Source organism: Streptococcus agalactiae, from assembly GCF_949788565.1.
GTDB lineage: Bacteria > Bacillota > Bacilli > Lactobacillales > Streptococcaceae > Streptococcus > Streptococcus agalactiae.
Window position 1 is genome coordinate 769252 of sequence record NZ_OX460931.1, and the last position, 23917, is coordinate 793168.

Annotated in this window: 22 protein-coding genes; 21 read left to right on the plus strand and 1 reads right to left on the minus strand. The window is 36.4% G+C overall.

The genetic code is table 11. The features are described 5' to 3' along the window. Positions 1 to 5 precede the first annotated feature (5 nt). The 21 genes from QOR44_RS04075 to pheT all read left to right on the plus strand — a co-directional run bounded on the left by QOR44_RS04075 (position 6) and on the right by pheT (position 22937). A complete protein-coding gene (locus tag QOR44_RS04075; RefSeq protein ID WP_000744290.1) occupies positions 6 to 1025 on the plus strand; it encodes a diacylglycerol kinase family lipid kinase in 1020 nt (339 codons plus the stop codon). 3 nt (positions 1026 to 1028) lie between these two features. Beyond that, a complete protein-coding gene (gene pulA, locus QOR44_RS04080; RefSeq protein WP_000370747.1) occupies positions 1029 to 3329 on the plus strand; it encodes a type I pullulanase in 2301 nt (766 codons plus the stop codon). Between the two features lie 205 nt (positions 3330 to 3534). Next, the gene (gene glgB, locus QOR44_RS04085; protein WP_000066075.1) at positions 3535 to 5403 is read left to right on the plus strand and encodes a 1,4-alpha-glucan branching protein GlgB; all 1869 of its coding nucleotides are present in this window, start codon (positions 3535 to 3537) and stop codon (positions 5401 to 5403) included. A 41-nt stretch (positions 5404 to 5444) separates the two neighbouring features. After that, positions 5445 to 6584: a glucose-1-phosphate adenylyltransferase gene (locus QOR44_RS04090; RefSeq protein ID WP_000787289.1), complete on the plus strand. Its 1140-nt coding sequence runs from the start codon at positions 5445 to 5447 to the stop codon at positions 6582 to 6584. After that, complete coding sequence (gene glgD / locus QOR44_RS04095) at positions 6574 to 7707, plus strand: glucose-1-phosphate adenylyltransferase subunit GlgD (RefSeq protein ID WP_000687090.1); 1134 nt, start codon at positions 6574 to 6576, stop codon at positions 7705 to 7707. The genes QOR44_RS04090 and glgD overlap by 11 nt, the downstream gene beginning before the upstream one ends. Further along, positions 7704 to 9134 (plus strand): glycogen synthase GlgA, encoded by a 1431-nt coding sequence (gene glgA / locus QOR44_RS04100; protein WP_000699868.1) that lies wholly within the window; start codon positions 7704 to 7706, stop codon positions 9132 to 9134. Before glgD ends, glgA begins: the two co-directional genes overlap by 4 nt. A 331-nt stretch (positions 9135 to 9465) precedes the next feature. Then, on the plus strand, positions 9466 to 9666 hold the full coding sequence (locus QOR44_RS04105) for a F0F1 ATP synthase subunit C (RefSeq protein ID WP_001046538.1): 201 nt from the start codon (positions 9466 to 9468) through the stop codon (positions 9664 to 9666). A gap of 31 nt (positions 9667 to 9697) precedes the next feature. Beyond that, positions 9698 to 10414: a F0F1 ATP synthase subunit A gene (atpB, locus tag QOR44_RS04110; protein ID WP_000446421.1), complete on the plus strand. Its 717-nt coding sequence runs from the start codon at positions 9698 to 9700 to the stop codon at positions 10412 to 10414. A 17-nt stretch (positions 10415 to 10431) separates the two neighbouring features. Continuing rightward, the gene (gene atpF / locus QOR44_RS04115; protein ID WP_283572665.1) at positions 10432 to 10929 is read left to right on the plus strand and encodes a F0F1 ATP synthase subunit B; all 498 of its coding nucleotides are present in this window, start codon (positions 10432 to 10434) and stop codon (positions 10927 to 10929) included. Continuing rightward, positions 10929 to 11465 (plus strand): F0F1 ATP synthase subunit delta, encoded by a 537-nt coding sequence (locus QOR44_RS04120; protein WP_001036757.1) that lies wholly within the window; start codon positions 10929 to 10931, stop codon positions 11463 to 11465. Before atpF ends, QOR44_RS04120 begins: the two co-directional genes overlap by 1 nt. A 15-nt stretch (positions 11466 to 11480) precedes the next feature. After that, positions 11481 to 12986 (plus strand): F0F1 ATP synthase subunit alpha, encoded by a 1506-nt coding sequence (gene atpA / locus QOR44_RS04125; RefSeq protein ID WP_000996613.1) that lies wholly within the window; start codon positions 11481 to 11483, stop codon positions 12984 to 12986. A gap of 15 nt (positions 12987 to 13001) precedes the next feature. Further along, positions 13002 to 13883 carry a F0F1 ATP synthase subunit gamma gene (locus tag QOR44_RS04130; protein WP_000919083.1) on the plus strand — a complete coding sequence of 294 codons (882 nt, stop codon included), beginning with the start codon at positions 13002 to 13004 and terminating at the stop codon, positions 13881 to 13883. Positions 13884 to 13956: 73 nt separating this feature from the next. Beyond that, positions 13957 to 15363: a F0F1 ATP synthase subunit beta gene (atpD, locus tag QOR44_RS04135; protein ID WP_000094375.1), complete on the plus strand. Its 1407-nt coding sequence runs from the start codon at positions 13957 to 13959 to the stop codon at positions 15361 to 15363. A gap of 12 nt (positions 15364 to 15375) precedes the next feature. After that, the gene (locus QOR44_RS04140; RefSeq protein ID WP_000068053.1) at positions 15376 to 15789 is read left to right on the plus strand and encodes a F0F1 ATP synthase subunit epsilon; all 414 of its coding nucleotides are present in this window, start codon (positions 15376 to 15378) and stop codon (positions 15787 to 15789) included. 64 nt (positions 15790 to 15853) lie between these two features. Beyond that, a complete protein-coding gene (locus QOR44_RS04145) occupies positions 15854 to 16084 on the plus strand; it encodes a DUF1146 family protein (RefSeq protein WP_000602601.1) in 231 nt (76 codons plus the stop codon). Positions 16085 to 16146: 62 nt separating this feature from the next. After that, entirely contained in the window at positions 16147 to 17418 is a 1272-nt protein-coding gene (gene murA / locus QOR44_RS04150) for a UDP-N-acetylglucosamine 1-carboxyvinyltransferase (RefSeq protein ID WP_000357877.1), read from the plus strand. 1 nt (position 17419) lies between these two features. Continuing rightward, positions 17420 to 17611, plus strand: coding sequence for a DNA-directed RNA polymerase subunit beta (locus tag QOR44_RS04155; protein WP_000168511.1), 192 nt, complete (start codon positions 17420 to 17422; stop codon positions 17609 to 17611). Between the two features lie 74 nt (positions 17612 to 17685). Next, positions 17686 to 18543 (plus strand): DNA/RNA non-specific endonuclease, encoded by an 858-nt coding sequence (locus tag QOR44_RS04160; RefSeq protein WP_000163016.1) that lies wholly within the window; start codon positions 17686 to 17688, stop codon positions 18541 to 18543. A 290-nt stretch (positions 18544 to 18833) separates the two neighbouring features. Then, positions 18834 to 19874, plus strand: a complete 1041-nt coding sequence (gene pheS, locus QOR44_RS04165) for a phenylalanine--tRNA ligase subunit alpha (RefSeq protein WP_000365655.1) — start codon at positions 18834 to 18836, stop codon at positions 19872 to 19874. Positions 19875 to 19956: 82 nt separating this feature from the next. After that, positions 19957 to 20478 carry a GNAT family N-acetyltransferase gene (locus QOR44_RS04170; protein ID WP_000078401.1) on the plus strand — a complete coding sequence of 174 codons (522 nt, stop codon included), beginning with the start codon at positions 19957 to 19959 and terminating at the stop codon, positions 20476 to 20478. A 53-nt stretch (positions 20479 to 20531) separates the two neighbouring features. Further along, positions 20532 to 22937, plus strand: a complete 2406-nt coding sequence (pheT, locus tag QOR44_RS04175) for a phenylalanine--tRNA ligase subunit beta (protein ID WP_000961581.1) — start codon at positions 20532 to 20534, stop codon at positions 22935 to 22937. Positions 22938 to 23004: 67 nt separating this feature from the next. Here pheT and ypfJ read toward each other — a convergent pair whose 3' ends face one another. Next, on the minus strand, positions 23005 to 23907 hold the full coding sequence (gene ypfJ, locus QOR44_RS04180; RefSeq protein ID WP_000686764.1) for a KPN_02809 family neutral zinc metallopeptidase: 903 nt from the start codon (positions 23905 to 23907) through the stop codon (positions 23005 to 23007). Positions 23908 to 23917 lie beyond the last annotated feature (10 nt).

A 23917-nucleotide genomic window follows, 5' to 3' on the forward strand; every position in this document is an offset into this window, starting at 1 on the left:
AAGAAATGAAGAAACAAAAAAAAGCACGTTTAATTTATAACCCAACTTCTGGTCAAGAAATTATGAAAAAAAATGTAGCGGAAGTTCTTGATATACTTGAAGGATTTGGGTATGAAACATCAGCCTTTCAAACAACGCCAACTAAAAATTCTGCCAGAGATGAAGCTGCTAGAGCTGCTCAAGCTGGTTTTGATTTGATTGTTGCAGCAGGTGGAGATGGTACTATTAATGAAGTTGTTAATGGTATTGCTCCTTTGAAACGTCGTCCTAAGATGGCAATTATTCCAACTGGAACAACTAATGATTTTGCTCGTGCCTTAAAAATACCGCGAGGTAATCCTATTGAAGCAACTAAATTAATTGGTAAAAATCAAATTGTTAAGATGGACATTGGTCAAGCTCAAGAGGACAATTATTTTATTAATATTGCAGCTGCAGGTAGTTTGACAGAGTTAACTTATAGTGTACCAAGTCAATTGAAAACAACGTTTGGCTATCTTGCTTATCTAGCAAAGGGTGTTGAATTATTACCTCGAGTTCGAAAAGTACCAGTCAAAATTACTCACGATAAGGGTGAATTTATCGGTGATGCTTCAATGATTTTTGTTGCCATCACAAATTCTGTAGGAGGGTTTGAACAAATTGCACCTGATGCCAAATTGGATGATGGGAAATTTACCCTTATTTTGGTAAAAACTGCAAATCTTATTGAGATTATGCATCTCATTCGTTTAGTGCTTGCAGGTGGAAAACATATTAATGATAAACGAGTAGAGTATATTAAAACGTCTTATCTAACTATCAAACCCCTATCAGACGAGCGTATGATGATTAACTTAGATGGAGAATATGGAGGAGATGCTCCCATTACTCTAGCAAACCTTAAAAATCATATTAGGTTCTTTGCTAATACTGATGAAATTTCGGATGATGCTTTAGTTTTAGATAAAGATGAACTAGCGATAGAAGCTATTGCACAGAAGTTTGCTAATGAGGTAGATGATTTAGAAGGATTAGGAGATTGATGAATGGATAATACTGTCATTGTACATTACCATAGCCGAAAGAAAAATTACTTTAATTTAAGTTTATGGCAGTGGCGCGATGGCTCAGAGGGTCAAGATGCTCATTTTTCACGGTTTGACAGTTTCGGTGCTGTTGCGATACTAAAATATCCCTTGCCATATTTTTTAAGCCATTATTATGTGATTGTTAAGGATAAAAATTGGCATCATAAAACAATAGATTATCGCATTGATTGTACTCAAGGTGGTGCACGTAAAGAAGTTTGGATTGTAGATGGGGATGACAATCTGTATTATTCTCGTCAAGCAGCAGTTAGTAGCCATCATTATAGTAGACGCCAACCTCATGCCTACGACATGGCAATCAATAGTAGAGCGTTTGACAAAAAATGGGGATTTGATGGTTGGTTAGGTTTTGAATATTCAGAAACTAAAACGGCTTTTAGATTATGGGCCCCTACTGCGGAACGTGTAGAACTGATTTTATATCATTCGACAGATGAAACAGCAAGTGTATCAAAAGTTCTTTCTATGAAAAGAGGGACAGCCGTCAATTATAAAAATCATAAAGAAAATACCCATGGAGTCTGGTTTACTGAACTTGAAGGAAACTATAATTACCAAGCATATACTTATCGAGTCTACTATAGACGACGTACCTTTAAAATTACGAGAGACCCTTATTCCATTGCAACGACTGCAAATGGTAAAAGGTCTATTGTTATTGCTCCAGAAGCATTAACTCCGGAAGGGTTTAAAATAAGTCATGGAAAAGAAGCTAAGTGGCGGCTCGAAAACCCCAATCAAGCAGTCATTTACGAAATGCATGTGCGTGATTTTTCGATATCTGAGACTTCAGGAGTTAAGACAGATTATCACGGAAAATTTAAGGGATTGCATCAAAAAGGTACGGTTAATCAGCATGGTGATAAAACGACCTTTGATTATGTACAAGACCTAGGAGTTAACTATATCCAACTTCAACCAATTTTCGATCATCATCAGACATTTGATGATGATGGTCACTATGCTTATAATTGGGGATATGATCCTGAAAACTACAATGTTCCAGAAGCAAGCTTCTCTAGTAATCCACATGAACCTGCAACGCGTATTTTAGAATTAAAATCTGCTATCCAAGCGTACCATGATGCAGGCATTGGTGTTATTATGGATGTTGTCTATAATCATACTTTTTCATCAACTGATTCTGCATTTCAACTAACGGTTCCAGATTATTATTATCGAATGAATCACAATGGAACATTTCAAAATGGGTCAGGCTGTGGTAATGAAACAGCTAGTGAAAAAGAAATGTGTCGTAAGTATATTCTTGATTCAGTTTTGTATTGGGTGAAAGAATATAATATTGATGGTTTTCGATTTGATTTGATGGGGCTACATGATGTAGAAACGATGAACATTATAAGAAATGAGCTAAATAAAATCGACCCTCGTATTTTGGTTTATGGAGAAGGATGGGACATGGGAGCTGGTCTCACGCCTCAAAATAAAGCTAAAAAAGATAATGCTTATCAGATGCCTGGAATTGGCTTTTTCAATGATGATGTAAGAGACGCTGTCAAAGGTGCGGAAATTTACGGAGAATTTAAAAAAGGCTTAGTTTCTGGAAACAGTACAGAAGATATTGTTGCAAAAGGCATTTTAGGAAGTGATGAGTTAGTATCATACATTGATCCTAGTCAAGTTTTAAATTATGTTGAAGCACATGACAACTACAACTTAAATGATTTGCTATGGGAATTACATCCTAATGACAACGAGAAACAACATATTTACCGAGTTGAAGTAGCTAGTGCTATGAATCTATTGATGCAAGGGATGGCTTTCATGCAATTAGGTCAGGAGTTTCTTCGAACAAAGTGTTATCCTACAGGTGATAAAGGTCAACTTACTCAAGCAGATAAAGAAAGGGCTATGAATTCTTACAATGCCCCAGACCAAGTTAATCAGGTCAACTGGGATAATGTTACCTTTCATAAGAGTACTATTAATTTTATTAGGAAAATAATTACTTTGAAGACAAACTCTCCTTACTTTTCTTATTCTAGCTTTGAAGAGATTCGCAAACATGTTTTTGTAGAGTCTGCTCAATACCATTCAGGTTTCATAAGTTTTACAGTCGAAGAACATAAGAAAATAAAAATAATTTTCAATATTAAAGGAAAACGCTTGCAGAATTCTTTCATAGGTGATATAATAATATCAAATCATGAAGAAGGAAAAGCGATAGATTCATTAGATGATGAGCTTTCTGTAATGATCCTTGATATCACAAAATAACCTGAAAACATTCAGGTTATTTTTGTGTATATTAAGGAATTTGATTTGAATTTGAGTTTCTTATATTTTAGTTAATTTTTCGGAAATATAGAGGGTGAAATATTTTCAGATGCGTCTGTATGAGGAAAATGCATTCCTCTTTTTTTGTACCATTGAGGAAATATTTTTGTCTTATATTGACTAGTAGGACCTGTGAGGTGAGTAGATGTCCAATAAAGATGAGTTATATACTTTTGGAATAGGTGAAAATTTTCATCTCCAGAATTATTTAGGCGTACATAGCGAAAATGAAAGCTTTTGTTTCAGAGTTTGGGCTCCTAATGCTGAAAATGTTCAAGTTATTGGAGATTTTACAGATTGGCGAAATCGCCCTCTCCAAATGAACAAAAATCAAGCAGGAGTTTGGGAAACTAACAGTTTGGATGCGCGCGAAGGTGATTTATATAAATATTTGGTTACTCGTAAAGGTGGTCAAGTAGTTGAGAAAATCGATCCTATGGCAGTTTATATGGAAAGACGTCCTGGAACTGCAAGTGTTATTAAAGTTCTTAGAAATAAAAAGTGGGAAGATGGCCTTTGGATGGGAAGGCGCAAACGTCTGGGTTTTCAGAAGCGTCCAATTAATATTTACGAAGTTCATGCTGGTTCATGGAAAAAAGATGATTTTGGACATCCTATGACTTTTTCTCAGTTAAAAGACTACTTAATCCCCTACCTTGTTGAGATGAATTATACTCATGTTGAATTTATGCCCTTAATGGCACATCCGCTTGATATGAGTTGGGGATATCAATTAATGGGGTATTTTGCTTTTGAACATACCTATGGTACTCCAGAAGAATTTCAAGACTTTGTAGAAGCATGTCATAAAAATAATATAGGAGTTCTTGTAGATTGGGTTCCAGGACACTTTATTCAGAATGATGATGCTTTAGCCTATTTCGATGGAACTGCTACTTATGAGTATCAAAATCATGATCGTGCGCATAACTATCGATGGGGAGCTCTGAACTTTGATTTAGGAAAAAATCAAGTACAATCCTTTTTGATTTCGAGTGCCTTATTCTGGATTGAACATTATCATATTGATGGTATTCGTGTTGATGCGGTTAGTAATATGTTATATCTCGATTATGATGAAGGACCATGGGAAGCTAACCAATTTGGGGATAATCGTAATTTGGAAGGGTATCACTTTTTAAGGAAACTTAACAAAGTAATTAAAGAGCGTCATCCTAATGTTATGATGATTGCTGAAGAGTCAACAGCTTCTACCCCAATAACTAAAGACTTAGAATCTGGAGGATTGGGTTTTGACTTTAAATGGAATATGGGCTGGATGAATGATATCCTGCGTTTTTATGAAGAAGATCCTCTCTATAGGCAATATGATTTTAATTTAGTGACCTTTAGTTTTATGTATATATTCAATGAGAACTTTGTACTAGCTTTTTCACATGATGAAGTAGTACATGGTAAAAAGAGTATGATGCATAAAATGTGGGGTGACCGTTATAATCAATTTGCTGGTTTACGTAACTTATATGCATATCAAATGTGTCATCCTGGGAAAAAACTTCTCTTTATGGGAAGTGAGTTTGGTCAATTTTTAGAATGGAAATATAATGATCAACTAGAATGGGGAAACTTAAATGATGATATGAACCAAAAGATGCAACGCTATACTAAACAATTGAATCAATTTTATAAAGATCATAAGTGCCTATGGCGTATTGATGATTCCTTTGATGGGCTAGAAATTATTGATGCGGATAATAAATCTGAAACTGTTTTATCTTTTATACGAAAAGATGATAAAGGCGATTTGTTACTTTGTGTCTTTAATATGACTCCTGTAGAACGCCCTAACTTTACTATTGGTGTTCCGCAAGCGGGTATTTATGAAGAAGTTTTAAATACTGAAATGGAAGAGTTTGGAGGTGTTTGGAAAAACCACAATCCTGTAACGAAAACACAAGTGGCTACATGGAAAGATTATGATCATACTTTAAGTTTTACATTACCAGCCCTTGGGGCAAGTGTTTGGAAAATAAAACGTCGGCTTCGTAAATAAGTCTGTAATTTAGTAACCTCATTTTGAAAGGAAAGAATAATATGAAAAATGAAATGTTAGCACTCATTCTCGCCGGAGGACAAGGCACTCGACTCGGAAAATTGACTCAGAGCATTGCGAAACCTGCTGTTCAATTTGGAGGTCGTTACCGTATTATTGACTTTGCGCTTTCAAATTGTGCGAATTCAGGTATTAATAATGTTGGAGTTATTACTCAGTATCAACCGCTGGAACTCAATACTCATATTGGAAACGGATCTAGCTGGGGACTAGATGGTATCGATTCGGGAGTAACTGTATTACAGCCATATTCTGCAACAGAAGGTAATCGCTGGTTCCAAGGTACCAGCCACGCTATCTATCAAAATATTGACTACATTGATCGTATTAATCCAGAATATGTACTCATTCTCTCTGGGGACCACATCTATAAAATGGACTATGATGACATGCTACAGACACATAAAGATAATTTAGCAAGCTTAACAGTCGCTGTTTTAGATGTTCCTTTAAAAGAAGCAAGCCGTTTTGGAATTATGAATACTGATTCAAACGACCGTATTGTCGAATTTGAAGAAAAACCTGAACATCCTAAGTCAACAAAAGCTTCAATGGGAATATACATTTTTGACTGGAAGAGATTACGGACAGTTTTAATTGATGGTGAAAAGAACGGCATAGACATGTCAGACTTTGGTAAAAATGTTATACCAGCATACCTTGAATCGGGTGAACGTGTTTATACCTATAATTTTGATGGGTATTGGAAAGATGTTGGTACTATTGAATCCCTTTGGGAAGCTAATATGGAATATATTGGAGAAGATAACAAATTACATAGTCGTGATCGTTCATGGAAAATCTATTCTAAAAATTTGATTGCACCACCTAATTTCATGACAGAAGATGCAAATGTTAAAGATTCTTTAGTTGTAGATGGATGCTTTGTTGCAGGGAATGTTGAGCACTCCATTTTGTCAACTAATGTCCAGGTAAAACCAAATGCTATTATTAAAGACTCCTTTGTTATGAGTGGCGCGACTATCGGTGAAGGTGCAAAGATAAATCGAGCTATTATCGGTGAGGATGCTGTTATCGGTGATGGTGTTGTGATTGATGGAAGTAAAGAAGTAGAAGTTATTGGTTATAAAGAAGTAGTGGGGGTTCCAAATGAAGATTGATAAATATACTGCGATTTTAGGAAATACTGTTAGTTACCCAGATATGCACAGTTTGACGGATAATCGTCCGCTTGCTTCTCTACCTTTTGATGGTAAGTATCGTTTAATTGATTTTCAATTATCCTCTTTAGCTAATGCAGGCGTTAGAAGTATTTATGGTATTTTTCGTGGGAATAATGTTCGCTCTGTTTTTGACCATATTAGAAGTGGTCGTGAGTGGGGCTTAGGTACATTGTTGAGTCACTATTCTTTAGGATTTTATGATACAGACGATGATACTCGTACAGTCAATGGGGATTATTACGATCAAATTTTAACTTACTTGAGGCGTTCGGGTAGCGACCAGACGATATATATGAGTTGTGATATGCTTTGTAATATTGACTTAAGTCAAGTAATCCACTTGCATAATGCAAATGGTACGCAAGCCACCGTGGTTTATAAAAAAATGCCGAGATCAGCTATTGCAGAGGCTAATCAAGTCTTGACCATTGATGAATCTGATCATGTAGTGAGTCTAGGTAAAGCTGTAGATAATGACGATAACCAAAAAATGTCTGCTGAGATTTATGTTATCAATACACCTTGGTTAATCGAAAAAATGGAAGAGGAAGCTCAAAATAATGAACCACGTAAACTCCGCTTCTTACTTCGTGATTTAATTGTTGAAAGTAATGCTTTGGCTTTTGAATACACTGGTTATTTGTCAAACATTTCTTCTATTAAATCCTATTATGATGCTAACATGGACATGTTAACACCAAATAAATTTTATTCGCTCTTCTTTTCAAACCAAAAAGTTTATACTAAGGTGAAAAATGAGGAAGCTACTTATTTTGATAAACAATCAAATGTCTCTAATTCGCAACTAGCTTCTGGAAGTATTATTAAAGGTTATTTAGACCATTCTATCGTTTCTAGAAATTGTCTCCTTGAAAATGGGACTCGAGTAGTCAATAGTATTATCTTTCCAAAAGTAAAAATCGGGGAAGGGGCAACCATTGAAAATACTATTATTGACAAATGCGTTAAGGTTGCACCCGGAGTTACATTGAAAGGTAGTTTAGATAAACCGTTAGTGATTCCTAAATTTTCAGAGATTAATGAGGATATTATACAATGAAAATAATGTTTGTTGCGGCAGAGGGTGCTCCCTTTGCTAAAACAGGTGGTTTGGGAGATGTGATTGGCGCACTCCCAAAATCACTTAGTAAAAAAGGTCATGATGTCGCTGTTGTCATGCCATATTATGATATGGTAGACCAAAAATTTGGAGACCAAATAGAAAACCTCATGTATTTCTATACAGATGTTGGCTGGCGTCATCAATATGTAGGAGTTAAGAGACTTTCTCAAGATAATGTTACGTTCTACTTTATTGATAATCAATATTATTTTTATAGAGGTCATGTCTATGGTGATTGGGATGATGGGGAGCGTTTTGCTTATTTCCAATTAGCTGCTTTAGAGTTGATGGAGAAAATCAATTTTATTCCCGATGTCTTACACGTCCATGATTATCATACAGCAATGATTCCTTTCTTATTGAAAGAGAAGTACCACTGGATTCAGGCCTATAATAATATAAGAACAGTTTTTACTATTCACAATATTGAATTTCAAGGGCAGTTTGGTCCAGAAATGTTAGGAGATTTATTTGGAGTTGGCGCTGAGAGATATGAAGATGGAACTCTTAGATGGAATAATTGTCTTAATTGGATGAAAGCAGCAATTCTTTACTCAGATAGAGTGACAACGGTATCACCAAGCTACGCAAATGAAATAAAAACTCCAGAATTTGGTAAAGGTTTAGACCAAATTATGCGTATGGAAGCAGGCAAATTATCTGGAATTGTAAATGGTATTGACAGCGATTTGTTAAATCCAGAAACAGATGCTTTTTTGCCATATCATTTTTCAAAAAGCAACTTAGAGGGCAAAATTAAAAATAAGTTGGCTTTACAGGAAAATTTGGGCTTACCTCAAGATAAAAATGTACCATTAATTGGTATTGTTTCACGACTTACCGATCAAAAAGGATTTGATATTATTGCTTCTGAATTGGACAATATGCTTCAACAAGATATTCAAATGGTTATTTTAGGAACAGGCTATCACCATTTTGAAGAAACGTTCTCTTATTTTGCTAGTCGTTACCCTGAAAAACTATCTGCTAATATTACTTTTGACTTAGGATTAGCGCAACAGATTTATGCGGCTTCAGATATTTTCATGATGCCAAGTGCTTTTGAACCTTGTGGTCTCTCACAGATGATGGCTATGAGATATGGTAGCTTACCCTTGGTACATGAAGTTGGAGGATTAAAAGATACTGTGGTAGCCTTCAATCAATTTGATGGTAGTGGTACAGGTTTTTCATTTAATCATTTTTCAGGCTATTGGTTAATGCAAACTCTAAAACTAGCATTAGAAGTTTATAATGATTATCCTGAAGCGTGGAAAAAGTTACAATGGCAAGCTATGTCAAAAGATTTTTCATGGGATACAGCATGTGTTGCTTACGAACAACTGTATCAGCAACTACAATAATCACTTTATTTTAGTGATTAGTTGATAAGCTTATCGAATCTCTATGCTAAACGTTTCTTATGTAAAACCACTTTAGTATAGAGATTTTATTATCTTATAAGGTAAAATATTATTAATGTAAAGAGACACTATATCAAAAATAAAGTGTTGTCATATCTTAATAAGGGATTAAATTAAAGCTAAAAAAACTAAAAATTGTTATTTGAAAAGGATTGTGTAAACCATCTCAAACTATTTCATGAAAACGTAATCAAATGAGGAAATTCATTGACATGCACAAGAAATAGGAATAAAATAACGGAGTAAATATTTTTTAAAGGAGAATTCTATTATGAATTTAGCTATTTTAGCACTTGGTTTCGCCGTGATGGGTGTTTCAATCGGTGAAGGAATTTTGGTTGCAAATATTGCCAAATCAGCGGCTCGTCAGCCCGAAATGTTTAGCAAACTGCAAACATTGATGTTTACAGGTGTGGCCTTCATTGAAGGTACCTTCTTCGTTCTATTTGCGTTTACATTCTTAGTAAGATAGACGACAATTTAGAAAAAAGGAGGGATGAGGATTGGAATCTACAAGTAATCCAACCGTATCTTTTTTAGGCATTGATTTTGATTTAACCATCCTAGCTATGTCTCTCTTGACAATTACTATTATCTTTATCTTAGTCTTCTGGGCTAGTCGTAAGATGACAATAAAACCAAAAGGTAAGCAGAATGTCTTAGAATATGTCTATGAGCTTGTTAATAATACAATCTCACAAAATTTAGGACATTATACTAAAAATTATAGTTTATTGATGTTTATTTTATTCAGTTTTGTCTTCATTGCTAACAACTTAGGATTGATGACATCATTGAAAACACATGAGCATAATTTTTGGACATCTCCGACCGCTAATTTTGGTGTAGATATTACATTATCATTATTAGTAGCATTTATTTGTCATATTGAAGGTATTCGCAAAAAAGGAATTGGTGGTTATCTCAAAGGTTTCTTATCACCAACACCAGCAATGCTTCCGATGAATTTATTGGAAGAAGTTACTAATGTTGCTTCATTAGCATTGCGTCTTTTTGGTAATATCTTTTCTGGTGAAGTTGTCACTGGATTACTTTTACAACTTGCAGTTTTATCACCATTTACAGGTCCACTAGCTTTTGCATTGAATATCGTTTGGACTGCATTCTCAATGTTTATTGGTTTCATCCAAGCGTATGTGTTCATTATATTGAGCTCAAGTTATATTGGACACAAAGTTCATGGTGACGAAGAAGAATAAGAAAAGAGAGGAGAAATATGTCAATACTTATTAATAGTACAACGATTGGTGATATCATTATCGTATCTGGCTCTGTGCTTCTCTTATTTATCTTAATTAAGACTTTTGCATGGAAACAAATCACAGGTATTTTTGAAGCCCGTGAACAAAAGATAGCTAATGATATTGATACTGCTGAACAGGCACGTCAACAAGCTGAAGCTTTTGCAACTAAGCGTGAGGAAGAACTATCTAACGCTAAAACTGAAGCTAATCAAATCATTGATAACGCTAAAGAGACAGGTCTTGCAAAAGGTGATCAAATTATTTCAGAAGCAAAAACTGAAGCTGATCGATTAAAAGAAAAAGCACATCAAGATATTGCCCAAAATAAGGCAGAAGTACTAGCAGATGTTAAGGGTGAAGTAGCAGATTTAACAGTTTTATTAGCTGAAAAAATTATGGTATCAAATCTTGATAAAGAAGCTCAGAGTAATCTCATTGATAGCTATATTAAAAAGCTAGGAGATGCCTAATGAATAAAAAGACGCAGGCTCTAATTGAGCAATATTCAAAAAGCCTTGTTGAAGTTGCCATTGAACATAAAATTGTTGAAGAAATCCAACAAGAAGTAGCAGCTTTAATTGATATTTTTGAAACAAGCGAGCTTGAGGGTGTCCTGTCAAGTCTTGCCGTTTCACATGATGAAAAACAACATTTTGTGAAGACATTGCAAACATCATGTTCAACTTATCTTGTTAATTTCCTTGAGGTTATTGTACAAAATGAACGTGAAGCACTTCTATATCCTATTTTGAAATCAGTTGATCAGGAACTTATCAAAGTGAATGGTCAATATCCAATTCAAATTACAACTGCAGTTGCTTTGTCTCCAGAACAAAAAGAACGTCTTTTTGATATTGCTAAAACTAAATTAGCTTTACCAAATGGACAGTTAGTTGAGCACATTGACCCATCTATTGTTGGTGGATTTGTTGTCAATGCAAACAATAAAGTAATTGATGCAAGTGTTCGTAATCAATTACATCAATTTAAAATGAAATTAAAATAGAAAGTGGTGTGACTTTTGGCAATTAATGCACAAGAAATTAGCGCTTTAATTAAAAAGCAAATTGAAGACTTCCAGCCAAATTTTGACGTCACAGAAACTGGTATTGTTACATATATCGGTGATGGTATTGCTCGTGCTCGTGGGCTAGATAATGCTATGAGTGGAGAACTTCTTGAATTTTCAAATGGTGCATACGGTATGGCTCAAAACCTTGAGTCTAATGACGTGGGTATCATTATTTTGGGTGATTTCTCAGAAATTCGTGAAGGTGATGTGGTAAAACGTACTGGTAAAATTATGGAAGTACCAGTAGGGGAAGCTATGATTGGACGTGTCGTCAATCCGCTTGGTCAACCAGTTGATGGACTAGGTGAAATTGAGACGACAGCAACACGCCCAGTTGAAACACCAGCACCTGGTGTTATGCAACGTAAATCAGTTTTTGAGCCTCTTCAAACAGGTCTCAAAGCGATTGATGCTTTGGTTCCTATCGGACGTGGTCAACGCGAATTGATTATCGGTGACCGCCAAACTGGTAAGACGTCTGTAGCGATTGATGCAATCTTGAATCAAAAAGGTCAAGATATGATCTGTATCTATGTGGCTATCGGTCAAAAAGAGTCTACAGTACGTACACAAGTTGAAACTTTGCGTAAATACGGTGCCCTTGATTATACAATCGTTGTGACAGCTTCAGCATCACAACCATCTCCATTACTTTTCATTGCTCCATATGCAGGAGTAGCAATGGCTGAGGAATTCATGTATAACGGGAAACACGTTTTGATTGTTTATGATGATTTATCAAAACAAGCCGTAGCTTATCGTGAACTTTCGCTTCTTCTTCGCCGTCCTCCAGGTCGCGAAGCTTACCCAGGGGATGTTTTCTATCTTCATAGTCGTCTTTTGGAACGTTCAGCTAAAGTATCAGATGCTTTAGGTGGAGGTTCGATTACAGCGCTTCCGTTCATTGAAACACAAGCAGGTGATATCTCAGCATATATTGCTACAAACGTTATTTCAATTACTGACGGCCAAATTTTCTTGCAAGAAAATCTCTTTAACTCAGGTATTCGTCCAGCGATTGATGCAGGTTCATCAGTATCTCGTGTTGGTGGTGCAGCGCAAATTAAAGCGATGAAGAGAGTTGCAGGTACGCTTCGTCTAGATCTTGCTTCTTATCGCGAACTTGAGGCATTCACTCAATTTGGTTCAGACCTTGATGCAGCAACACAAGCAAAACTAAATCGTGGTCGTCGCACAGTGGAAGTGTTAAAACAACCATTACACAAACCATTACCAGTTGAGAAACAAGTTGTGATTTTATATGCTCTAACACATGGATTCCTTGATGATGTACCTGTAAATGATATTTTAGCTTTTGAAGAAGCTTTGTATGATTACTTTGATGCTCATTATGATAATCTCTTCGAAACAATCCGCACAACAAAAGATTTACCAGAAGAAGCAGAATTAGATGCTGCTATTCAAGCATTTAAAGATCAATCACAATTTAAATAATAGGAGGGTTCTAATATGGCAGGCTCTCTTAGTGAAATTAAAGACAAGATTCTCTCTACAGAAAAAACAAGTAAGATTACTAGTGCGATGCAGATGGTCTCATCTGCTAAGTTGGTTAAATCTGAACAAGCTGCTAGAGATTTTCAAGTGTATGCCTCTAAAATTCGTCAAATTACTACTAACCTCTTGAAGTCAGACTTAGTATCTGGATCAGATAACCCTATGTTAGCTTCACGTCCGGTGAAGAAAACAGGTTATATTGTTATTACCTCTGATAAGGGTTTAGTTGGTGGTTACAATTCAAAAATCTTAAAAGCGATGATGGACACTATAACTGACTATCATACTGAGAATGATGATTATGCCATCATTTCAATTGGTAGTGTTGGTTCTGATTTTTTCAAAGCACGTGGAATGAATGTTTCTTTCGAATTACGTGGTTTAGAGGACCAACCAAGTTTTGATCAAGTTGGTAAAATTATTGCTCAAGCAGTTGAAATGTACAAAAATGAGTTATTCGATGAATTATATGTTTGCTACAATCACCATGTTAACAGTTTAACTAGCCAAGTCAGAATGCAACAAATGCTTCCTATCAAAGAATTGGATGCAGAAGAGGCTTCTGAGGATAGAGTGATTACTGGTTTTGAACTTGAGCCAAACCGTGAAGTTATATTGGAGCAATTATTGCCTCAATATACTGAGAGTTTGATTTATGGAGCTATTATTGATGCTAAAACAGCAGAGCATGCGGCTGGTATGACAGCTATGCAGACTGCAACTGATAATGCTAAAAATGTTATCAATGATTTAACTATTCAATATAACCGTGCTCGTCAAGCAGCTATCACACAGGAAATTACAGAAATTGTTGCAGGTGCTAATGCACTTGAATAATTAATTAGTCTATAGAAAAAATAGTGAACAAAGGTATCTTAAATCCTTTGTATCATATGATAAGGAGAAATACATGAGCTCAGGCAAAATTGCTCAGGTAGTTGGACCTGTCGTTGACGTTGTATTTGCAAGTGGCGACAAACTTCCTGAGATTAATAATGCATTGATTGTCTATAAAAATGGCGATAAGTCACAAAAAGTAGTACTTGAAGTTGCTCTTGAACTTGGTGACGGCCTCGTTCGTACAATCGCTATGGAATCAACTGATGGGCTTACACGTGGTTTGGAAGTATTAGATACTGGTCGTGCAATTAGTGTGCCGGTTGGTAAGGATACTTTGGGTCGTGTCTTCAACGTTCTTGGAGATGCTATTGACCTTGAAGAGCCTTTTGCAGAAGATGCAGAACGTCAACCAATCCATAAAAAAGCACCATCGTTTGATGAATTATCAACATCATCAGAAATCTTAGAAACAGGTATTAAAGTTATTGACTTATTAGCACCTTACTTAAAAGGTGGTAAAGTCGGGCTTTTCGGTGGTGCGGGTGTTGGTAAAACCGTTCTTATTCAAGAATTAATCCACAACATCGCCCAAGAACATGGTGGTATTTCAGTATTTACTGGTGTAGGAGAACGTACTCGTGAAGGGAATGACCTTTATTGGGAAATGAAAGAATCTGGCGTTATTGAAAAAACGGCTATGGTCTTTGGTCAAATGAATGAACCACCAGGAGCACGTATGCGTGTGGCACTTACTGGCCTTACAATAGCTGAGTACTTCCGTGATGTAGAAGGACAAGATGTGCTTCTCTTCATTGATAATATCTTCCGTTTCACACAAGCGGGGTCAGAAGTGTCAGCGCTTTTAGGTCGTATGCCTTCAGCCGTTGGTTATCAACCAACACTTGCTACAGAAATGGGACAATTACAAGAGCGTATCACTTCAACTAAAAAAGGTTCTGTTACCTCAATCCAAGCTATTTATGTGCCAGCAGATGACTATACTGACCCTGCGCCAGCTACAGCCTTTGCTCACTTAGATTCAACAACTAACCTTGAACGTAAATTGACACAAATGGGGATTTATCCAGCCGTTGACCCATTAGCTTCAAGTTCTCGTGCACTCACACCAGAAATTGTTGGAGATGAGCACTATGAAGTTGCAACAGAAGTACAGCGGGTTCTTCAACGTTACCGTGAGTTGCAAGATATCATTGCGATTTTAGGTATGGATGAATTATCAGATGAGGAAAAAACGTTGGTTGGACGTGCACGTCGTATCCAATTTTTCCTTTCTCAAAACTTCAATGTTGCAGAAACATTTACTGGTCAACCAGGTTCATATGTTCCGGTTGAAGAAACTGTTCGCGGATTCAAAGAAATCTTAGATGGTAAACATGATCAAATTCCAGAAGATGCCTTCCGTATGGTTGGTGGTATTGAGGATGTTATCGCAAAAGCAGAAAAAATGAACTATTAATGAGGTGATGCTATGGCACAATTGACTGTTCAAGTAGTAACACCAGATGGTATTAGATATGACCATCACGCTAGTCTCATTACTGTTAGAACGCCAGATGGTGAAATGGGAATTTTACCAGGTCACATAAATTTGATTGCTCCCCTTATTGTTCATCAGATGAAGATTAATCGTTCTCATCAAGAAGGTGTAGACTGGGTAGCTGTTAATGGTGGTATAATTGAAGTTAATGAGGATCAGGTGACAATTGTTGCGGATTCAGCAGAACGAGCACGTGATATAGACCTTAACCGTGCAGAACGGGCTAAGGAACGCGCTGAGCGTGCATTAGAAAAAGCTCAAACAACTCAGAATATTGATGAGATGCGTAGAGCTGAGGTTGCTCTTCGTCGCGCAATTAACCGTATTAGCGTCGGTAAAAAGTAGAAAAATGGTCTAATTAGTTTTGTGACTAATTAGGCTTTTTTAGTGTATAATAGAAGGCATGAATATGATATTAAATATAGTAACTATAGTTAGTAATTTTATTTTTATTGCCCTTTTTTATCAACTTTTTGTAGATTTATTTGACTGGTCTAAAATGATTAAAATGTCCCCTCAAAACATCTCAAAATTAAAAGTTTTTATTTTGTTGATAAGTATAGTTGGTGGCTATGTGGTTAGTCATTTTTTATTGGAAGTGATTCAGTTGTGTCAATCAATCTTTTGGGCTCTCCAATAAAGGAAATATTAGCTGAACTATGATATAATCAACTTACTATTGTTATAAGAATGGAGATTCAAATGGATAAAATTATTGTGGAAGGTGGGCAAACGCAGCTTCAAGGTCAAGTTGTTATTGAAGGAGCTAAAAATGCAGTTTTACCTCTTTTAGCAGCCACAATTTTACCAAGCCAAGGGAAAACATTGTTGACCAATGTTCCTATCTTGTCTGATGTATTTACAATGAACAATGTTGTTCGTGGTTTAGATATTCAAGTTGATTTTAATTGCGATAAAAAAGAAATCTTAGTGGATGCCTCAGGTGATATTTTAGATGTTGCACCTTATGAATTTGTTAGTCAAATGAGAGCTTCTATTGTTGTTTTGGGACCTATTTTAGCTAGAAATGGCCATGCTAAGGTTTCAATGCCAGGCGGTTGTACAATTGGTAGCCGACCAATTGACCTTCATCTTAAAGGTTTAGAAGCTATGGGAGCTACGATTACACAAAATGGTGGTGATATTACTGCCCAAGCTGAAAAGCTTAAGGGAGCTAATATATACATGGATTTTCCCTCAGTCGGTGCCACTCAAAACTTAATGATGGCTGCTACACTTGCTTCAGGCACAACAACGATAGAGAATGCTGCACGTGAACCAGAAATTGTAGACCTTGCGCAGTTACTAAATAAAATGGGAGCTAAAGTAAAGGGTGCTGGTACGGAAACATTAACGATCATTGGTGTTGATGCTTTACATGGTACAGAACATGATGTTGTCCAAGATCGTATTGAAGCTGGAACCTTTATGGTGGCAGCTGCTATGACTTCTGGAAATGTTCTAGTAAAGGATGCTATTTGGGAACATAACCGTCCTTTAATCTCTAAATTGATGGAGATGGGTGTTGAAGTGTCAGAGGAAGAAGATGGTATTCGTGTAAAAGCTGATACTAAAAAATTGAAGCCAGTGACTGTGAAAACACTCCCTCATCCAGGATTTCCTACTGATATGCAAGCTCAATTTACAGCTCTAATGGCAGTAGTTAATGGCGAATCAACTATGATTGAGACAGTTTTTGAAAATCGTTTTCAACATTTGGAAGAAATGCGTCGCATGGGATTACAAACGGAAATTTTACGAGATACTGCAATGATTCATGGTGGGAGAGCCTTACAAGGTGCACCGGTCATGTCTACTGACTTACGAGCTAGTGCAGCTTTAATCTTGGCAGGAATGGTTGCGCAAGGGCAAACAGTAGTTGGCCAATTAACCCATTTAGACCGTGGTTATTATCAATTCCATGAAAAATTAGCGGCTCTTGGTGCTAATATTAAACGTGTAAGTGAGGCGTAATATGGCATCTAGTGGTTGGAAATATGTATTAAAACAAATCGGTCTAATAGTATTAGTCATACTGTTAGCCTTGCTGTTTTTAGCGGTTGGATTGATGTTGGGTTATAGTGTTTTTGGTGACGGAGAGCATGCTTACTCTATTTTATCGCTGGATAAATGGCAAAATATTATTGGAAAATTTTTAGGAAAATAGAAAGAGCCACTATAAGTTATTTGATGCTTATAGTGGTTTCCTTTGAGAGTTAATTTTAGCAGTAGAATAATACAATGACAAAAAAACAAAAACAAATAACAGCTTCGATTGTAACTTTGCTTTTTTCATTACTGGCAATAGGGTTAGGTGAAAGCAAATCTTTGCCTAATGATCACTTTTTAAAACAGGTGACAGATTTAATTATTAGTAATGAATCTGGCAAAAATACTTCCCTTAAAAATATATCAGGAACCCCTAGTAGAGAGTTATCTGAATCTGTTTTGACTAGCAATGTTAAAAAACAATTGGGAACAAATATAGCTTGGAACCAGTCAGGTGCTTTTATCATTAATCAAAATAAAACAGATTTGAATGCTAAAGTGTCAAGTGCACCATATGCTATTAATGAAATAAAGAGGGTTAATAACCAAATTGTTCCAACTAAAGCAAATGCCTTATTAACAAAAGCAACTCGTCAATATCGAAATCGAGAAGAAACAGGGAATGGTAGAACTTATTGGAAACCAGCTGGATGGCATCAGATAAATGGATTAAAAGGGAGCTATAACCACGCTGTGGACAGAGGCCATTTAATTGGTTATGCTTTAGTAGGGAGTTTAAGAGGATTTGATGCCTCCACAAGTAATCCTAAAAATATTGCCACACAAGCAGCTTGGGCAAACCAAGCTAATAGCAACCAATCAACAGGGCAAAATTATTATGAAACTTTAGTTCGTAAAGCATTGGATCGTCATAAAGCTGTTAGGTATCGTGTGACTTTAATTTATGACAGAGATAATCTTTTATCTTCGGGATCACATATTGAGGCTAAATCTTCAGATGGAAGTTTAGAATTTAATGTTTTTATTCCTAATGTACAATCGGGATTATTATTTGATTATGCAACAGGAAAAGTGAAGCAGACAAAGTAATCTTTATCTAATAGTGCTTGTTAAAGACTGAAAAATTTGATAAAATAGTCTTTAATTGAATAGAGGTCTGTGAGACTAGTAAACCAAGGGAAGCTGCTTAGGGAGTTCAGCCGTGACTGCAAGCTGAATCAGTGAAAGAGGGTGGAATTCACTCACAAATAGGACTATAATTAAGGTCTGATTGGTCGATCAGATAGAAAACGGATGGTACCGCGTGTCAACGCTCCGATTAAGGGGTAGTGGCACGCTTTTTTTGTTTTCAAAGCTACTTATTTTGACTTGGAGGAAAGATGGATTTACAAAAACAATTAGAAGAGTTGAAAATATCAACTCAAGAAAAGCTTAAAGAAATGACTGGGAACCACACTAAAGAATTACAAGACTTACGTGTACAAGTTTTAGGAAAAAAAGGTTCTCTAACAGAATTACTAAAAGGTCTGAAAGATTTATCTAATGATTTACGACCAGTTGTTGGAAAACAAGTCAATGAAGTACGTGATATTTTAACAAAAGCGTTTGAGGAACAAGCTAAAGTAGTGGAAGCTGCGAAGATTCAAGCACAGTTAGAGTCTGAGAGTGTCGACGTTACCTTGCCTGGTCGTCAAATGACATTAGGTCACCGTCATGTCTTAACACAAACTAGCGAAGAGATTGAAGATATCTTTTTAGGTATGGGATTCCAAGTGGTTGATGGTTTTGAAGTTGAGAAAGACTACTATAATTTTGAACGAATGAATTTACCAAAAGATCATCCAGCCCGTGATATGCAAGATACTTTTTATATTACAGAAGAAATCTTGCTACGTACTCATACTTCGCCTGTTCAAGCACGAACAATGGACCAACATGATTTTTCTAAAGGGCCTTTAAAAATGATTTCTCCTGGACGTGTTTTCCGTCGTGATACTGATGATGCTACTCATAGCCATCAATTCCATCAAATTGAAGGCTTAGTTGTTGGAGAAAATATTTCAATGGGCGATCTCAAAGGAACACTTCAACTGATTTCTCAAAAAATGTTTGGAGCAGAGCGTAAAATCCGACTTCGTCCTTCATATTTCCCATTCACAGAACCTTCAGTTGAAGTTGATGTCTCTTGCTTCAAGTGCGGAGGTAAGGGATGTAATGTCTGCAAACAGACAGGTTGGATTGAGATATTGGGTGCTGGTATGGTTCACCCAAGTGTTTTGGAAATGTCTGGTATTGATTCTGAGAAATACTCCGGTTTTGCCTTTGGTTTAGGTCAAGAACGTATTGCAATGTTACGCTACGGTATCAATGACATTCGTGGCTTCTATCAAGGTGATGTTCGCTTCACAGATCAATTTTAAGATTTTAGAAAGCAAGTAGCATCATTGGTGTGATGATAAATTTATGTTAACGCTATTACCTTACTCAATAGGAGGTTTTCTAATGTCTCAAATTACTTTTAAAAAGGTTGGCCTTGATAATGTGAATATTTTACAGAATCTTGCTATAGAAACCTTTCGGCAGACGTTTTCTCATGATAATAGTGAGGAACAACTTCAAGCATTTTTCAATGAGTCTTACACTTTACCAGTATTAAAATCGGAAATTACCCATGCTGAATCTGATACTTATTTTGTTTATCTTGATACAGATTTAGTGGGTTATTTAAAAGTAAACTGGGGAAGTCAGCAAACTGAAAAAGCTCTTGATAAAGCATTTGAAATTCAAAGGATTTATCTTCTAGATGCCTACCAAGGGAAAGGTATAGGTAAGGCTACTTTCGAATTTGCTTTGGATTTAGCTTATAAATCAGGCTTAGATTGGGCTTGGTTAGGTGTTTGGGAGTTTAATCATAAAGCTCAGGCATTTTACGCTAAATACGGATTTGAAAAATTTTCTGAGCACCAATTTTCAGTAGGTGATAAAGTGGATACGGATTGGTTATTAAGAAAAAGTTTACACTAAAAACTACAAAGCACTTGTATAAAAATAAAAGAAAATAAATAGAGAGAAATTACATGTTAGTATCGTATAAATGGTTAAAAGAGTTAGTGGATGTTGATGTCACAACAGCAGAACTAGCTGAGAAAATGTCAACCACTGGTATTGAGGTTGAAGGTGTGGAGACACCAGCGGAAGGTTTATCAAAATTAGTTGTAGGTCATATTGTTTCGTGTGAAGATGTTCCAGATACCCACTTACATTTGTGTCAAGTTGATACAGGGGACGATGAACTTCGCCAAGTTGTCTGTGGTGCTCCAAATGTCAAGACTGGTATTAATGTTATCGTAGCGGTTCCTGGTGCTCGTATTGCAGATAACTATAAGATTAAAAAAGGTAAAATCCGTGGTATGGAGTCACTTGGAATGATTTGTTCACTTCAAGAGTTGGGCTTATCGGAAAGTATCATTCCAAAAGAGTTTTCTGATGGTATCCAAATTTTACCTGAGGGAGCTATACCTGGTGATAGTATTTTCTCTTATCTTGACTTAGATGATGAAATTATTGAATTATCAATTACACCAAACCGTGCAGATGCTCTTTCAATGCGTGGTGTTGCCCATGAGGTGGCAGCAATTTATGGGAAAAAAGTTCATTTTGAAGAAAAAAATCTCATTGAAGAAGCAGAAAGGGCAGCTGATAAGATTTCTGTTGTCATTGAATCAGATAAAGTTTTATCTTACTCGGCTCGTATTGTTAAGAATGTAACAGTTGCACCAAGTCCACAATGGCTTCAAAATAAACTGATGAATGCTGGTATACGTCCAATTAATAATGTTGTTGATGTGACAAACTATGTTCTTTTGACTTATGGTCAACCAATGCATGCTTTTGATTTTGATAAATTTGATGGGACAACTATAGTAGCACGTAATGCTGAGAATGGTGAAAAGTTAATTACTCTTGATGGTGAAGAGCGTGACTTAATAGCTGATGACTTGGTCATTGCGGTAAATGATCAACCAGTTGCTTTGGCAGGCGTTATGGGAGGACAATCAACTGAAATTGATAGTTCTTCTAAGACAGTGGTCCTTGAAGCGGCAGTATTTAATGGAACAAGTATCCGCAAAACAAGTGGAAGACTCAACCTTCGTTCAGAGTCATCTTCTCGCTTTGAAAAAGGTATCAATTATGATACGGTTTCAGAGGCTATGGATTTTGCGGCTGCAATGTTACAAGAATTGGCAGGCGGTCAAGTTCTTTCTGGGCAAGTTACAGAAGGAGTTCTTCCAACTGAGCCGGTAGAGGTATCAACGACTCTTGGTTACGTTAATACTCGTTTGGGAACAGAACTTACCTATACTGATATTGAAGAAGTATTTGAAAAACTCGGCTTTGCTATTTCTGGTTCAGAAGTGAAATTTACTGTGTTGGTACCGCGTCGTAGATGGGATATTGCCATTCAAGCTGACTTAGTTGAAGAGATTGCCCGTATTTATGGTTACGAAAAATTACCAACAACATTGCCAGAAGCCGGAGCGACTGCAGGAGAATTAACGAGTATGCAACGCTTACGTCGTAGAGTCCGTACGGTTGCTGAAGGAGCAGGATTATCTGAAATTATCACCTATGCTTTAACAACTCCAGAAAAAGCAGTGCAGTTCTCAACTCAACCAACTAATATAACTGAACTTATGTGGCCGATGACTGTTGATCGCTCAGCACTTCGCCAAAATGTTGTTTCAGGAATGCTTGATACAATTGCTTATAACGTTGCTCGCAAAAACAGTAACCTTGCAGTTTATGAGATAGGAAAAGTTTTTGAACAAACTGGTAATCCAAAAGAAGATTTACCAACTGAAGTAGAGACGTTTACTTTTGCCTTAACAGGTCTAGTAGAGGAAAAAGATTTCCAAACAAAAGCCAAGCCAGTTGATTTCTTCTACGCCAAAGGTATTGTAGAGGCGCTCTTTATTAAATTAAAATTAGATGTTACTTTTGTAGCACAAAAAGGTTTAGCAAGTATGCACCCAGGTCGTACAGCAACTATCTTATTAGATGGGAAAGAGATTGGTTTTGTTGGTCAAGTACACCCACAAACTGCAAAACAATATGATATTCCTGAAACTTATGTTGCTGAAATCAATCTATCAACTATTGAAAGTCAAATGAACCAAGCGTTGATTTTTGAAGATATTACGAAGTATCCGTCTGTATCTCGCGATATTGCATTATTACTTGCAGAATCTGTTAGTCATCATGATATTGTGTCAGCAATTGAGTCATCAGGGGTAAAACGTCTAACAGCGATTAAACTGTTTGATGTCTACGCTGGAAATAATATTGCAGAAGGGTATAAATCAATGGCTTATAGCTTAACTTTCCAAAACCCTAATGACAATCTAACGGACGAAGAAGTGGCTAAATATATGGAAAAAATCACTAAATCACTCGTTGAGAAAGTTAATGCAGAAATAAGATAATTTATATCTTACGTTGAAAAATAAATAAAAAACAGCATCAATTAAGATGCTGTTTTTTATTTAAAATTTATAGATGTTCTGCGGAGAAAGTATCACCGTGTTGGATGTCACCATATTGAAAGCCTTTGTTAAACCAGCGTTGGCGTTGTTCAGCTGTTCCATGGGTAAAGCTATCAGGCACTAATTTTCCGTAGGTTTCTTTCTGAAGGGTATCGTCTCCGACGGCGTGGGCAGCATTCATGGCCTCTTCAAAGTCTCCTTGTTCTAAGAGATTTTTTCCCCTGATGTAGTGAGCCCATACCCCTGCATAATAATCTGCTTGAAGTTCTAGCCGAACATTTAAAGCATTTGCTTCTTTCTTAGTAAGTCCGTGTCGCATTCTATTATACTTATCCATAATGCCTAACTCTGTTTGAATGTGGTGACCAACTTCATGGGCGATGACATAGGCCATAGCAAAATCACCAGTAGCACCATATTTATGTGATAATTCATTGTAAAAAGAAATATCAAGATAGATTTTTTTATCTGCTGAACAATAAAATGGTCCTGAAGCAGATTCACCTATACCACAACCTGTTTGAATTGAATTGGTGTAAAGAACAAGTTTTGGTTCCTTATAATTTCCAAAACCTTGGGTTTGGAATTCTTGTGACCAGAAATCCTCAGTTGAGCCAAGGACTTTATTAACGAAATCGATTTGTTCTCTCGTTGCGCTATTATCAACAGAACGTGAGACATTCTGAGATTGGTAACTAGAAGGTGAGGATGAGTCATTAAAAATGCTGGTTAGTCCCCCTCCGCCAAGTAGCAGTAAGATGATTAAAACCACAAGCTTGGTTTTCCAACTCCCTCGCATCAATAAAAGTTGAAGAATCGGTAATCCACTTCCTCCGCTAGAGAATGAACCTCCGCTACTGGAGCGACGATCTTCAACATTGTCGCTTTTTCTTAGGTCATCTATTTTCATAAGTATCTCC